Raw genomic sequence first — 14,167 nt, forward strand, 5'->3', positions numbered from 1 at the left:
CACCGCCTGCCGCAGAAGCAGGTGCGTGCGTTACACGACCTTGTCGTGGGGGGCCAGGTGGATCCGACCGAACTCGTCAAGTTGCCGCTGCCCGGTGTCGTCGCGGAGAGCTGGCGGCGCAGCCTCGGCAAGGGAGTGGATCCGGACCGGCAAGGTCCGCGCTCGGCGACCGACGACGTCCTCGAAATTCTCCGTCGGGACAACCCGCTGACCGCAGCGATGCCGATGATCCGAAGGCTGCTCGTCGACGACGCCACCGACTCCGGCTTCATGGTCGCCGTCACCGATGTGCGCGGAACGCTGCTGTGGGTCGAGGGCCATCGCCGCGCCATCCGCAAGGCCGAGGACATGAATTTCCTTCCCGGAGCCGATTGGAGCGAGCGCAGCGCGGGCACCAACGCGCCGGGGACCTCGCTGGTTCTGGGGCGGGAGGTGCAGATCCGCGGGTGGGAGCACTTCTCCCGAGTCGCGCAGCCGTGGAGCTGCACGGCCGCACCGGTACTCGATCCGACCACCGGCGTCGTCCTCGGCGCCATCGATCTGACGGGTCTCTCGTCGGCCGCGACGCCGCAGACCCTCGCGCTCGTCCGTGCCACCGCGGAGGCGGTCGGAAAGTACATCGCGTTGCAGCGGCTGACCGAGCCGGCGGCCGAACCGGCGACCGATGATTCGGCTGCGCGGCTGACCGTGCTCGGCGCCGAACGCGCGACCTGGACGGCCCGCGACGCGGCCGGAGTGACGCGGACCAGCACGTTGGCGCCGCGTCACGCCGACATCCTGGTGCTGCTGACCCGGCATCCCGAAGGACTGTCCGCCGACCATCTGGCCGTCCTGCTCGACAGCGAGGACCTCGACGTCGTGACCGTACGGGCCGAGGTGACCCGGCTGCGGCGCGCCATCGGGGCACGCTTCGTGGGGTCCAAGCCGTATCGCCTGCTCGAGCCCGTGACCAGCGATCTCGACATCGTGTTGCGCGCCCTCGAAGCCGGCGACGTCCGTACGGCACTGGACCACTATGGTGGCCCGCTGCTGCCCAATTCGACGGCCCCGGGAATCACCCGGTTGCGGGTCGAGTCGCGCTCCACAGTGCACGGTGCGGTGGTCGCATCCGGCGACCAGGAGCTACTCGCCCGGTTGTCCCGGATATCCGCGTTTTGACCTGCGCGGATATCCGCGCGTAAGCTGCGTCGTTGGCGTGCGCTGGCTCGCCGGAACCTTGGGTCCCCGCCGGTCGCCGAGGTGAATTCCTTCAGCGCAGGCCGGACCGGCCCCCGGGTCACCCGGGATCCACCCGAGAAGATAGAAGGTAGCGCTGTGTCTACGTACACGCCGAAGGCGGGTGACACCACACGTTCGTGGTACGTCATCGACGCCACCGACGTCGTGCTCGGCCGGCTCGCCGTCGAAGCAGCCAAGCTGCTGCGCGGCAAGCACAAGCCGACGTTCACGCCGAATGTCGACGGCGGTGACTTCGTCATCGTCATCAACGCCGACAAGATCGCCCTCAGCGGCGACAAGCTCACCAAGAAGTTCGCCTACAGCCACTCGGGTTATCCCGGCGGCCTGCGTAAGCGCACCATGGGCGAGCTGCTGGGCAAGCACCCGACCCGCGTCGTCGAGAACGCGATCGTCGGCATGCTCCCGCACAACAAGCTGTCGCGCCAGGTCCAGAAGAAGCTGAAGGTCTACGCAGGCCCGGAGCATCCGCATGCCGCGCAGCAGCCCATTCCGTTCGAGATCAAGCAGGTGGCGCAGTGACCGAGACTGAAGTGACCGACGTCGAAGGCGTCGAGACCGCAGAAGCCCCCGAGGCCGCAGAAGCTCCCGAGACCGACGTCGTCGTCGATTCTGGTGTTGAGTCCGGTGCCGAGTCTGAGGCGGCCCCGCGCGAGCCCGTCATCATCGACCGTCCGATCCAGACCGTCGGCCGCCGCAAGGAGGCCGTCGTCCGCGTCCGCCTGGTGCCCGGCACCGGCCAGTTCAACCTGGACGGTCGCACCCTGGAGAACTACTTCCCCAACAAGGTGCACCAGCAGCTGATCAAGGCTCCGCTGGTGACCGTCGACCGGGTGGAGCAGTTCGACATCTTCGCCCACCTCGATGGTGGCGGCCCCTCGGGCCAGGCCGGCGCGCTGCGTCTGGCCATCGCCCGTGCGCTGATCCTGGTGCAGCCGGAAGACCGGCCCGCACTCAAGCGCGCCGGGTTCCTCACGCGTGACCCGCGTGCCATCGAGCGCAAGAAGTACGGCCTCAAGAAGGCCCGTAAGGCGCCGCAGTACAGCAAGCGCTGATCGTTTCTTCGACGGACGCCCGGTCTACTCGCCCAGCGAGTGGCCGGGCGTTTGTCATTGGACTTTCGCCTCACAGGAAAAGTGTGACCTGTCCCATAAAGGCCATTTCAGGAAAATTGTCCGGAGCCATGCGCTGGTTTGATGCGCAAATAGTTAATTAGGGGAATTGCCCTTTTCGCATTCACATAGGGATGCAATTTGAATTCGCCCAGCGGCGTACGCAACGCTCAATTCCGAAGCCAATACGTGGTTTCGTGAACGCAAAGGAGTGATTGATGAGCTTCGTCAAGAACGCCGCAGCGGGTGCTGTCCTCGGTGGATCGTTGCTTTTCACCGCCGGACTCGGAATGGCGCAGGCGCAGCCTGTGGACGCTCCGGATGGTCTCGTGAATCTTTCGGTCGGCGAGGTGACGCTGCTGGAGAGCGTGACCGCCGATACCGCCGCAACTGCCGCGAGCGCCCTGTGCGGCGGCGTGCCTGCCGACGTCACCGCGCTGGTGACCCAGGTCGACGGCGATGGCAGCGCGCAGACCGTGTGCTCGGGTCTGCCCGGTGGCGACCTGGTGGTCGCCCAGAACGCGTCCGTAACGGCCCCGGCTCCGGCCGCGCCCGCCCCGGCACCTGCCGAGGAAGCGCCTGCCGCCCCGGCCGAGGAGGTCCCGGTTGAGGAAGCTCCCGCCGAGGACGGCGCGGGCGACACCGGCAGCGGTGACGGCCTCGGCGCGCCCGAGGGCACCGGTACCGCGGACGGCGGCTTCGTGCCGCTGCCCAGCGAAGAGGGCTGATTGAGCCACTCTCACCGCCCGCATCCACGCCCGGGTGCGGGCGGTGAGGCGTTTCCGGCCCAAAACGGGCGATAATCACCCGGGGGCGTGCAATTAGCTCGGGGGCCCTCACGTGTGAGAGGTTGTCACGATGGCTCGACTGTTCGGCACCGACGGCGTGCGCGGTGTCGCCAACCAGCAACTTTCCGCCGAATTGGCGATGGCTCTTGGTGCGGCGGCGGCCCGGCGGCTCGGCAGACCGGGGGAGCGCCACCGCGTTGCCGTGGTGGGTCGGGATCCGCGGGCCAGCGGCGAGATGCTGGAAGCGGCTGTCATTGCAGGAATCACCAGTGAGGGCGTGGACGCGCTGCGCGTCGGGATCCTGCCCACACCGGCGGTGGCGTACCTGACGGGCGCCTATGACGCCGACTTCGGCGTCATGATCTCCGCCTCGCACAACCCGATGCCCGACAACGGCATCAAGATCTTCGGGCCCGGTGGGCACAAACTCGACGACGACACCGAGGACCGCATCGAGGAGCTTGTGCACCAGGGCCCCGGCAGCCGTCCGACGGGCGCCGGCATCGGCCGCGTCCTCGACGCCGAGGACGCTCTCGAGCGGTACCTGCGTCATGCCGGGAAGGCCGCCACCACCCGTCTGGACTCCTTGACCGTCGTCGTCGACTGCGCGCACGGTGCGGCGTCGGTGGCCGGACCGCTGGCCTTTCGCGCCGCGGGCGCCAACGTCATCCCGATCCACGCCGAGCCCGACGGTCTCAACATCAACGACGGCTGCGGTTCGACCCACATGGACGGCCTGCGCGCCGCAGTGGTCTCCTACCGCGCCGATCTCGGCCTCGCCTTCGACGGTGACGCCGACCGCTGCCTCGCGGTGGACGCGCACGGCCGTGTCATCGACGGTGACGCGATCATGGTCGTCCTCGCGCTGGCCATGCAGGAGGCCGGCGAACTGGCATCCGACACCCTGGTCGCCACCGTGATGAGCAACATGGGGTTGCATCTGGCCATGCGGTCGGCCGACATCGACGTCCGCACCACCGGCGTCGGCGACCGCTATGTCCTCGAAGAACTGCGGGCCGGCAACTTCACCCTCGGCGGTGAACAGTCCGGCCACATCGTGCTGCCGGATTTCGGTACCACAGGCGACGGCATCGTGACCGGGCTGCGGCTGATGGCGCGCGTGGCGCAGACCGGACGCAGCCTGGCCAGTCTGGCCGAGCCCATGCAGACCCTCCCTCAGGTGCTCATCAACGTCGAGGTCTCCGACAAGGCGACGGTCGCCGACGCGCCTTCGGTGCGCGACGCGGTCGCCCAGGTCGAAGAGGAACTCGGCGACAGCGGGCGAATCCTGTTGCGGCCCTCGGGAACCGAGCAGGTGGTGCGCGTCATGGTCGAAGCCGCCGACGAGGACACCGCCCGGCAGATGGCGGTACGCGTCGCGGAGTCGGTCAGCGCGGAAAGCTAAAACCTGTGGGAACCGTCGCACGCGTGCGTGCGTCCTATCTCATATGGGGACGGCAGACGCGGCGCGCGTCGACACAGGTGCGGTGCGCGCGATGGCGCAGGAGTTCGGTGCAGTCTCGTCCATAGTCGATGACGCGGTGCGAAAACACCTGAGCCACTTCGATTTCGGGGGAGCGACGGCAGGGCGTGCCTATGTCCATCACGGCGACGCGCTGCGGCAGACGATCTTCGGGGTGGCGGCATCGCTGCAGGAGTGGTCGCGAGCGGCCGCCGAGATCGCCGCGGTGCTGGAGACGTCTGCCGACCGCTACGAGGACTCGGACGCTGCGGCGGCCCGGCGGCTGGGCTAGCACGATGGCCGAAAATTATGACGTGGCTTCGCGGTTGGCGCAGGGCCTGCCCGCCGTCGAGACCGTGCAGCGCTACGTGTGGGCGTGCCATCGACTCGGCTATCAACACCAGGATCTGACTCTGAACCCGGCGCAGGTCTCCGACTGGTATGCCACCGAGGATGGGATGGATCTCAGCGCCCTGCAGCAAGGATGTCTGGCGCTGGACGCCGCGGTGCGCTCGTCGCAGGAGGCGCTGACGATTCAGGAGCGCCAGCTTGCCGAGATTCCGACGGCCTGGCGGGGAGTCGGCGGACAGGCGGCGCACCAATTCCTGCGACGGCACAGTGATGCGTCGGCAACCGTCGCGGCAGCGGTGCAGACGGCCGCGGATGCGTTGGCCGCTCTGCGAGAAGAGCTGTGGCGGGCTGTTGGTGCGAAGGTGGACGCCGTCGTCGCCATCGAAGGGCGTACCGAGGGCGCACGTGCCGAATGGTCGGCGGCGTCGGCAACAGTGACGACAGGTGCGGGGGACCAGGCCGCGGCCAGCGAGCTCGTCGACCAGGCCGTGAAACCGTTCGTGGACAACACAATCGGCACCGAATGGCTGGGCGCGATGCGGACGGCGACAGGCTCGGTGACTGCGGCCTACGAGCGCGCGGTCGCCGAGATCGATGCCGAACCCGCACCGGTGTTCGACGTCCCGGGTGATTTCGGGCCGGCGTGCCCACCTACCGTCGAAACAGACTGCCCGCCCTCCCGACCCGAGTGCGATGAGCTGCGGAGCGTGCTTGCGGCTCCAGGTGTGGCGCCGGCGCCGGCTCCCGCCACCGCGCCGGCGGCCGCCACCGTGCCGGCGGCCGCCTGGACTGCTGCGCCTCCTGTCCCCGCACCCGTCGAGCCTGTCCCGGCACCGGCTCCTGCCCCACCGGTGGCACCGCCACTGGGCGCCATGGGTTCGGCGTTGCCGGACCTGGGCGGTGGCCGGTCGGGCCTGGGCCAGCAGTTCGCCGACACCTTGGGTGGGCTGCTCGGTGGCGCAGGCGATATCGGCGGCGAGCTCCCCGAACCGCCGGAGCTCGACCCGGACGAGCCCGAGGTCGAGGAGCCTGAAGAAGAGCTCACAGAAGACGAGCTCGAGGACGATGACGTCGAGGACGACGGGGCGCCGGCTGCCGAAGAACCGCCGGCCGAAGCGGTGATCGAGACCGGCGAAGCCGCTCCGGTCGAGGAGGCGCCGTGCGAGCCTGCTCCGGAACCACCGCCGCCCCCGCCACCGGCCGAGCCGCTGCCGCCTGCCGAACCCGTTGCGGCTGAGTCGACCCCGTGTGAGGTCGCGGCCGGCGAAGTGCCGCAAGTCGGAGAGCCTGAGAAGTAACGCGGAGTAGCGTCAGGCCGCGTGAAGCTGCGCATCCCGGAAGCGGTCGTGCTGTTCGTGGTCGGCGGGCTGGCAGCGTTGATCGGCGATCACAGCCACGTCGTCACCGGCACCACGGTCTATTACACCGACGCCGTCCCGTTCGTATGGAGCAGCCCGTTCTGGTTCCCGCTGCTCGTCGGCGGGGCCACCGTGTCGCTGGCCGAGCTGCGACTGCATCTACCGGGGATACGCGACGGCGTGACCGCCAGACAGGCCTTGGCCGGCATCGCGACCGTCGTCGGCATGTACGTGACGACGGCGCTGTTACACGGCGCACCCGTCGTCCCCGCCACCGCGCTGCTCGTTGTCGCCGCCGTCCTCACCTGGTGCGTCCTCGGCGACGGGCCGGGCGCGGTGTGCGGCGCGGCGATCGCGGTCGTCGGCCCCGCCGTCGAGATCGGCCTGGTCGAGATCGGGGTGTTCGCCTACAGCCCCGGCTCGGACGGGCTTTTCGGGGTAGGCCCGTTCCTGGTGCCGCTGTACTACGCGTTCGGCGTCGTCGTCGCACTGCTCGCCGAGTTGGCCGCCGCGCGCAGGCCGCAAGCCGCCACGCTCGTCTGCGACAGCGTCAGCCGCGCGCCAGATGCCGGCTGATGACCAGCCGCTGAATCTGGTTGGTGCCCTCGAAGATCTGGGTGATCTTGGCTTCGCGCATGTACCGCTCGACGCGATAGTCGCGTGTGTAACCGGCGCCCCCCAGCACCTGTACGGCATCGGTGGTGACCTTCATCGCCGCATCGGTGGCGACGAGCTTGGCCACCGACGCCTGCCGCGAATACGGAAGGCCCGCATCGCGCCGCCGCGCCGCATCGAGGTAGGTCGCCCGCGCCGAATCGACTGCGGCGGCCATATCGGCGAGCAGGAATGCCAACCCTTGGTGGTCGATGATCTTGCGGCCGAACGTCGTTCGCTCCTGGCTGTAGTCGACGGCGTTGTCGAGCGCCGCCTGCGCCAGCCCGACGGCGACCGCCGCGATGCCCAGGCGGCCGGAATCGAGTGCGCTGAAGGCGATTTGAAGACCCTGTCCTTCGGAGCCGATTCGCCGGTCGGCGTCGAGGAACGCGTCGTCGTAGTGTGCGGCGGTGGTCGGGACCGCGTGCAAACCCATCTTCTCCTCTGGCTTGCCGAAGGTCAGCCCCTCAGTGCCGTTGGGAACGAGGAAGCACGAGATACCCTGTGAGCCTTCGCCGGTGCGAGCGAACAGGTTGTAGAAGTCGGCGATGCCGCCGTGGGTGATCCACGCTTTCGCGCCGTTGATGCGATAGCCGCCGTCGACGGCTGTCGCCTTGCATGTCAGCGCGGCTGCGTCGGAGCCGGCCTGCGGCTCGGACAAGCTGTAGGCGCCGATGGTCGATCCGCCCAGCATGTCGGGAAGCCAGCGTTGCCGCTGCTCGTCGGTGCCGAAGCTCATCAACGGGTGGCACGAGAGGCTGTGCACACTGACGGCGACGGCCACGGCGGCCCACCGCGCAGCGAGCTCCTCGAGGACCTGGAGATACACCTCGTAGGGCTGACCTCCGCCGCCCCACTCCTCGGGGTACGGCAGACTTAGAAGCCCTGCTTCGCCGAGCGTCGCGAACACTCCGTCGGGGTAGGTCTCGTCCTTTTCGTGCTGGTCGACGATCGGATCCAGGACCTTGTCGGCGATCTGGCGGGCCAGATCGACCAGTTCGCGGGACTCGTCGTTGGGAAGGAGTCGATCCACTGCCATACGCTGGACAGTACTACAGGACCTTTCGCAGTACTATTACGGCGTGACCAGGCCTGCGTTCGCCACTCGGCGACAGACGGAGCTGTTCGACGCGCTGGTGTCGCTGTTTCTGGCCGAGGGCTTCGCGCACCTGACGCTCGACGAGATCGCGGCGCGTCTGCGCTGTTCGAAGTCCACGCTCTACGCGCTGGCGGGCAGCAAGGAACAGCTCGTGCAAGCGGCGACCGTGCACTTCTTCCGGACAGCGACAGAGTCGGTCGAAGCCCGCGTCGGTGCCGTCTCCGGGGCCCGCGGTCGCATCGCGGCCTACCTCGAGGCCGTCGGGACGGCGCTCGATCCCGCATCGGACCAGTTCATGGCCGACCTCGACGCTTTCGCGCCCGCCCGCGCGACGTACGAGAAGAACACGCGCATCGCGGCGCGGCGGGTCCGCGAGCTGATCGCCGAAGGAGTCGAGGCGGGGGAGTTCCGCGATGTGCACGCCGCGTTCGCGGCCGAGTTGGTCGCCACCGTCATGGTGCAGATCCAGCAGAGAGTGGTGCGCGGCAACACCGGCCTCGACGACGCGGCCGCCTACCGCGAGCTGGCCGCGATCCTCACCGGCGGAATTCAGGCCTGATCCACACCCATCCGTCGGTACGTCGGCTCCGAATACACGATATGGCGGATCGATACGACGTGGCGGTTGCGGGCGGGGGCCCGGGCGGGTCAGCGGCCGCGTGGAAAGCGGCGAAAACCGGCGCGAAGGTGATCGTGCTCGACAAGGCGGAATTTCCGCGGGACAAGCCTTGCGGCGACGGGCTCACCCCGCGCGCGGTCAGCTTCCTGCAGAAGATGGGCCTGGCCGACGAGGTCGCGAAGTTCCACCGGCTCAACCGCGCGACGATCTTCAGCCCGACCGAGTGGGAACTGTCCTTTCCGCGCCGTCCCGGCATGCCCGACCACGGGCACGGAATCCGGCGTACCGAACTGGACACGATGCTGCTGATGCACGCCGCGTCCGCGGGCGCCGAGGTCCGTCAAGGCGCCGAGGTGGACGGGGCGACCGTCGATGACAGGGGCCGCGTCAACGGCCTCACGCTCAAGAGCGGTGAGGTGATTCGCGCCGACGCGGTGATCGCCGCCGACGGCACGTATTCACCGGTCAAACGTTCGCTGAATCTGGCGTCGAAGTACAACGGCTACTCGGCGATCGCGATCCGGGCCGAGATGTCGGCGAATCGCCCCGACGCCGACTCGCTCGACATCCACCTCAAGATCTCACATCAGGGGCAGCAGCTTCCCGGCTACGGCTGGGTCTTCCCGCTGGGCGACGGCCGGGTCAACATCGGGGTGGGCTACGTCAACAGCTACAAGCGCTGGCATGAGATCAACGCCGCCCGCCTGCTCGGCGACTTCATGGACGGGCTGCCACGGGAGTGGAACCTGCCCTCGGTCGCCGAACTTCAGCGATCAAAAGCGTTGCAGGCCTGGCGATTGCCGATGGGATTCACGGCGTGGCCGCCGTGGCGGCCCGGGGTGCTGTTCGTCGGCGACGCGATGGGCGCGGCGCGTCCCGTCTCGGGCGCGGGCATCTCCAAAGCTGTGCAGTCGGGGCTGGCGGCGGGCGAGTGCGCGGTCGCGGCATTGACGAACGGCGGCCCCGACGATTTCACGAACTATCAGCAGGTGGTCGAGGCGACGTGGGGCAGAGAGTATCGGCGCGGCCGGATGTTCCACCGCCTCGTCGGTGTGCCCGCGCTGACGACGGCGGGCCTGAAGGTGCTCGACAACTTGAGCAATCCGAGAGTCCGCGCGCGGTTGTTGTTCTGGGAGGACACGCTCTCCGGTAGCTAGTCGGCTCGCTCTGTTCAATCAGCGATGTCGAAGGCGGCGATGACCTTCGTCGGCGTCACCCGGACCACCAGTTCGCCCGGCACACCGTTGCGACGGCCGAACTCCTCGGCACGGTCGGCGCCCATGTAGCGCCCGCCGATCCGGGTAGCGGTGTCCAGCAGTTCGTCGGGATCCTCGCTGAACGTCACCGTGCCCTGGATCTGCACGAACGAAAACGGCGGCCGCTCGTCGTCCACGCAGATCGCGACGCGCGGATCACGCGACAGCGCATGGCCTTTGGCGGTGTCCCTGCCGGTGTTGAAGACCAGCTGCTGCCCGTCGACGACGAACCAGACCGGTGCGATCAGGGGTCTGCCGTCCTTGGCCAGGTAACTCAGCTTGGCCGTGCGGGTGCCTGCAGAGAGGAAGGCGATGACGTCTTCGGTCAGCTCCGTCATACCAGCGACTGTAGTTGCTCCACGAACTTCACCGTCTCCTGTCGATCACCGGAGAGCGGATGCACCAGCATCGTCGTAACACCGGCCTCGGCGTAGGCGGCGAGCCGTTCCTTGACGAACCCGGCCGGACCGACGAGCGAGACCTGACGGACGAGCTCGTCGGGCACCGCGTCGACGGCCTCGGCTTTCTTGCCGGCGAGGTACAGATCCTGGATGTGGTCGGCCACCTCGCCGAAGCCGTACCGCGTGGCGAGGTTGTGATAGAAGTTCTTGCCGCGAGCACCCATGCCGCCGATGTAGAGCGCCAATTGTGGCTTGGCCCAAGCCAATCGGTCCTCGACATCGTCGCCGATCGCGAGGCTGGCGCTGACCATGACGTCCAGCGGGCCGAGGGCGGGGTCGCGTTTGGACGCGCCGGCGCGCAGCGCGTCGCCCCAGACGTCGTCGGCCTTCTCGGGGTAGAAGAAGACCGGCTGCCAGCCTTCGGCGATCTCGGCGGTCAGCTCGACGTTCTTCGGGCCCAGCGCCGCGATGGTGATCGGGATCTGTTCGCGCACCGGGTGATTGATCAGCTTCAGTGGCTTGCCCAGACCGGTGCCGCGCTCGGCCGGCAGCGGCAGCTGGTAGTACTTGCCGTCATAGCTGACCCGCTCGCGCCGCCACACCTGCCTGCAGATCTCGACGACCTCGCGGGTGCGGCCCAGCGGTGCATCGAACGGGATGCCGTGGAAGCCCTCCACCACCTGCGGGCCGGACGTGCCTAGCCCGAGCCGGAAGCGGCCGTCGGAGACGTAGTCGACGCCCGCGGCCGTCATCGCCATCAGGGCGGGGGTGCGGGTGTAGATCGGGACGACGCCGGTGCCCAGCTCGATCCGCGATGTCCGCGCCGCCAGGAAGCCGAGCTGGCTGATCGCGTCGTAGGAGTACGCCTCGGCGACCAGGGCGATGTCGACGCCGAGCTTCTCCATCTCGACGACTTCGTCGACCGCTTCGAGGAAGCCGCCTGCATAGCTGAGGAAAATCCCGGTGCGCATGGGACAGGTATAACACCCAACCGGTTGGTTGGGAAAGCTAGGGCTTTAGGAAAGCTAGGGCTTGAGCAGCGCCACCACTTTGTTCTCCAGGGCGACCGGGTCGTCGGCGAACGGGTCCATCACCTCTGTCCGGGGCAGTTCCGCCTCGGCATCGGAGAAGTCCCGGTAGGCCTTGTCGCCGGCCAGTAGATGCAGCAAAAACCCCGTCATCAGGGCACGGACGATCTTCTGGGTGCCGGTGTCGGCACCGGGAAGGCCGATCACCTTGGCCAGGCGCCGTCCCTCGACGAGTCCGCCCGACTTGGTCTTCGACGTCGCCCGCAGCGTGGCGGTCTTCCACGCGCGGGCGAGTTCCACGGCGTTGGAGCGCAGCGTCATCGGATCGCCGGTGTCGGTGAGGATCAGGCCCGGTACCGCGAGTCCCGACGCGGGATCCTCGGCGGCCGGGGCGGAGACGGTCGGATAGGCCGCGAAGACACCCTTGGGTTTGACGGGCATGCCCGCAGCCGCGAACACCGCCGCGGATGCTCCGAATCCGTGGCCCGCGATGCCCAGCTTGTCGGGGTGCACGCTGATGTTGCCCTCGCCGAGCCGGACACCAGCGATGATGTCGAGCGTCGTGCCCAGGTCGTAGGCAAGGTTGAGCACCGACGGCGCCAGACCGGTCTCGGTGTTGGGGGCGGCGGCCACGATGCCCCACGACGCGAGATGCTCCAGCGTTCCGTCGTAGCGGCCGGCGGATGTGACCCAATCGTGGGCGAACACCACGCCGGGCAGATTCTTGCCCTCCGCAGGCGTGTAGACGACGCCCGGCTGGCCGGCAAAGGCCAGGTCACCGCGGAGAACTCGATGCGGTCCGCGGCGGGTCAACGCGGTGTAGAGCTTCTTCGTGCTGGCCACCTGATGACCGTAGCCCAACCGGGTTCGAGGTGCGTTCTGCCGTACCCTGGATGGCTATGTGTGGAATCGTCGGCTATGTCGGGCAGCGCCCTGCCTGCGACATCGTCGTCGACGCGCTTCGCCGCATGGAATACCGAGGTTACGACTCCTCCGGCGTTGCGCTGCTCGACGGCCACGGCGGGCTTACCGTCCGCCGCAAGGCAGGCCGGCTGGCCAATCTCGAGGCGGCGCTGGCCGAGGCGGGCGCCGAGAGTCCCGCAGGGGCGACCGGCCTCGGCCACACCCGTTGGGCGACGCACGGCAGGCCCACCGACCGCAACGCGCACCCGCACCGCGACGCGTCAGGCAAGGTCGCGGTCGTCCACAACGGCATCATCGAGAACTTCGCGGTACTGCGCGCCGAACTGGAGGCCGCCGGTGTCGAGTTCGCCAGCGACACCGACACCGAGGTCACGGTGCACCTGGTCGCCCGCGCTTACGCCGAGGGCGAGACCGCGGGTGATTTCCCCGCATCGGTCTTCTCGGTCCTCGGGCGGCTGGAGGGCCACTTCACGCTGGTGTTCGCCCACGCCGACGACCCCGGCACCATCGTGGCCGCGCGCCGGTCGACGCCGCTGGTGCTCGGCGTCGGGAACGGTGAGATGTTCGTCGGCTCCGATGTCGCCGCGTTCATCGAGCACACCCGAGACGCCGTCGAACTCGGTCAGGACCAGGCTGTCGTCGTCACCGCCGACAGCTATCGGGTGACCAACTTCGACGGAACCGACACCGACGACTACCGCGCGTTCCACATCGACTGGGACACCTCGGCCGCCGAGAAGGGCGGCTACGAGTACTTCATGCTCAAGGAGATCGCCGAGCAGCCCGCAGCCGTATCCGACACGCTGCTGGGGCATTTCGCGAACAACCGCATCGTGCTCGACGAACAGCGGCTCTCCGATCAGGAACTCCGCGACATCGACAAGGTCTTCGTCGTCGCCTGCGGCACGGCGTACCACTCCGGGTTGCTGGCCAAGTACGCGATCGAGCACTGGACCAGACTGCCCGTCGAGGTCGAGCTTGCCAGCGAATTCCGTTATCGGGACCCGGTTCTGGACAGTCACACCCTCGTCGTTGCGATCTCGCAGTCCGGTGAGACCGCCGACACGTTGGAGGCGGTGCGGCACGCCAAGGAGCAGAAGGCCAAGGTGTTGGCGATCTGCAATACCAACGGTTCGCAGATCCCGCGCGAATGCGACGCGGTGCTCTACACCCGCGCCGGGCCGGAGATCGGTGTCGCCTCGACCAAGACGTTCCTGGCTCAGGTGGCCGCGAATTACCTTGTCGGACTTGCGCTTGCGCAGGCGCGCGGGACCAAGTACCCCGACGAGGTCGCCCGCGAATACCACGACCTCGAGGCGATGCCGGAGCTGATCGCCCGTGTGCTGGCAACAGCGGACCCGGTCAGGGAGCTCGCGAAGCAGTTCGCGTCCTCGCAGACGGTGCTGTTCCTCGGTCGCCACGTCGGCTACCCCGTCGCGCTCGAGGGTGCGCTCAAACTCAAAGAGTTGGCATACATGCATGCCGAGGGGTTCGCGGCCGGTGAGCTCAAGCACGGTCCGATCGCTCTGATCGAGGACGACCTGCCGGTGATCGTCGTGATGCCGTCGCCGAAGAACTCGGCCGTGCTGCACTCCAAGCTGCTGTCGAACATCCGCGAGATCCAGGCCCGCGGCGCCGTCACGATCGTCATCGCCGAGGAAGGCGACGACACCGTGCGGCCGTACGCCGATCACCTGATCGAGATCCCGGCGGTGTCAACGCTTTTCCAGCCTCTGCTGTCGACGATCCCGATGCAGCTGTTCTCTGCGGGCGTGGCCCAGGCTCGCGGCTACGACGTCGACAAGCCGCGCAACCTGGCGAAGTCTGTCACTGTCGAATAGCGCGCGGGTCGGTCACTTCCGCGACGCGGCGGCGCGTG

General features: G+C 68.2%; 15 protein-coding genes. 11 read left to right on the top strand and 4 right to left on the bottom strand.

Annotated elements, in window-relative coordinates; all coding sequences use genetic code 11:
* The first annotated feature begins 45 nt into the window (after positions 1-45).
* The 8 genes from P9A17_RS05435 to P9A17_RS05470 all read left to right on the top strand — a co-directional run bounded on the left by P9A17_RS05435 (position 46) and on the right by P9A17_RS05470 (position 6,883).
* Positions 46-1,158: a GAF domain-containing protein gene (locus P9A17_RS05435; protein ID WP_278037563.1), complete on the top strand. Its 1,113-nt coding sequence runs from the start codon at positions 46-48 to the stop codon at positions 1,156-1,158.
* A gap of 156 nt (positions 1,159-1,314) precedes the next feature.
* The gene (gene rplM / locus P9A17_RS05440; RefSeq protein WP_278037564.1) at positions 1,315-1,758 is read left to right on the top strand and encodes a 50S ribosomal protein L13; all 444 of its coding nucleotides are present in this window, start codon (positions 1,315-1,317) and stop codon (positions 1,756-1,758) included.
* A gap of 140 nt (positions 1,759-1,898) precedes the next feature.
* The gene (rpsI, locus tag P9A17_RS05445; protein WP_278038613.1) at positions 1,899-2,291 is read left to right on the top strand and encodes a 30S ribosomal protein S9; all 393 of its coding nucleotides are present in this window, start codon (positions 1,899-1,901) and stop codon (positions 2,289-2,291) included.
* Positions 2,292-2,566: 275 nt separating this feature from the next.
* Entirely contained in the window at positions 2,567-3,076 is a 510-nt protein-coding gene (locus P9A17_RS05450; protein ID WP_278037565.1) for a hypothetical protein, read from the top strand.
* A 130-nt stretch (positions 3,077-3,206) separates the two neighbouring features.
* Positions 3,207-4,541, top strand: a complete 1,335-nt coding sequence (gene glmM / locus P9A17_RS05455; RefSeq protein ID WP_278037566.1) for a phosphoglucosamine mutase — start codon at positions 3,207-3,209, stop codon at positions 4,539-4,541.
* 43 nt (positions 4,542-4,584) lie between these two features.
* Positions 4,585-4,890 carry a type VII secretion target gene (locus tag P9A17_RS05460; protein WP_278037567.1) on the top strand — a complete coding sequence of 102 codons (306 nt, stop codon included), beginning with the start codon at positions 4,585-4,587 and terminating at the stop codon, positions 4,888-4,890.
* Positions 4,891-4,912: 22 nt separating this feature from the next.
* Positions 4,913-6,247: a hypothetical protein gene (locus P9A17_RS05465; RefSeq protein WP_347403827.1), complete on the top strand. Its 1,335-nt coding sequence runs from the start codon at positions 4,913-4,915 to the stop codon at positions 6,245-6,247.
* Positions 6,248-6,268: 21 nt separating this feature from the next.
* Entirely contained in the window at positions 6,269-6,883 is a 615-nt protein-coding gene (locus tag P9A17_RS05470) for a hypothetical protein (protein WP_278037569.1), read from the top strand.
* On the opposite strand, the gene P9A17_RS05475 is transcribed toward P9A17_RS05470, so the two are convergent.
* A complete protein-coding gene (locus tag P9A17_RS05475; protein ID WP_278037570.1) occupies positions 6,858-8,000 on the bottom strand; it encodes an acyl-CoA dehydrogenase family protein in 1,143 nt (380 codons plus the stop codon). The genes P9A17_RS05470 and P9A17_RS05475 overlap by 26 nt on opposite strands.
* Positions 8,001-8,043: 43 nt before the next feature.
* Between P9A17_RS05475 and P9A17_RS05480 the strand changes: the two genes are divergently transcribed.
* Complete coding sequence (locus P9A17_RS05480) at positions 8,044-8,619, top strand: TetR/AcrR family transcriptional regulator (RefSeq protein ID WP_278037571.1); 576 nt, start codon at positions 8,044-8,046, stop codon at positions 8,617-8,619.
* 41 nt (positions 8,620-8,660) lie between these two features.
* Entirely contained in the window at positions 8,661-9,836 is a 1,176-nt protein-coding gene (locus P9A17_RS05485) for a geranylgeranyl reductase family protein (protein ID WP_278037572.1), read from the top strand.
* A gap of 14 nt (positions 9,837-9,850) precedes the next feature.
* Here P9A17_RS05485 and P9A17_RS05490 read toward each other — a convergent pair whose 3' ends face one another.
* Genes P9A17_RS05490 through P9A17_RS05500 form a run of 3 tightly spaced genes read right to left on the bottom strand, consistent with a single transcriptional unit; the run spans position 9,851 to position 12,207 of the window.
* Positions 9,851-10,273, bottom strand: a complete 423-nt coding sequence (locus tag P9A17_RS05490; protein ID WP_278037573.1) for a PPOX class F420-dependent oxidoreductase — start codon at positions 10,271-10,273, stop codon at positions 9,851-9,853.
* Entirely contained in the window at positions 10,270-11,307 is a 1,038-nt protein-coding gene (locus tag P9A17_RS05495; RefSeq protein WP_278037574.1) for an LLM class F420-dependent oxidoreductase, read from the bottom strand. The genes P9A17_RS05490 and P9A17_RS05495 overlap by 4 nt, the downstream gene beginning before the upstream one ends.
* A 54-nt stretch (positions 11,308-11,361) precedes the next feature.
* Positions 11,362-12,207 carry a hypothetical protein gene (locus P9A17_RS05500; protein ID WP_278037575.1) on the bottom strand — a complete coding sequence of 282 codons (846 nt, stop codon included), beginning with the start codon at positions 12,205-12,207 and terminating at the stop codon, positions 11,362-11,364.
* A 56-nt stretch (positions 12,208-12,263) separates the two neighbouring features.
* Here P9A17_RS05500 and glmS point away from each other — a divergent pair, with 56 nt between their 5' ends.
* Positions 12,264-14,129, top strand: coding sequence for a glutamine--fructose-6-phosphate transaminase (isomerizing) (glmS, locus tag P9A17_RS05505; protein ID WP_278037576.1), 1,866 nt, complete (start codon positions 12,264-12,266; stop codon positions 14,127-14,129).
* The last annotated feature ends 38 nt before the right edge of the window (positions 14,130-14,167 follow it).

The sequence above is a fragment of the Mycobacterium sp. 236(2023) genome, assembly GCF_029623955.1.
In the GTDB taxonomy this organism is placed as follows: domain Bacteria; phylum Actinomycetota; class Actinomycetes; order Mycobacteriales; family Mycobacteriaceae; genus Mycobacterium.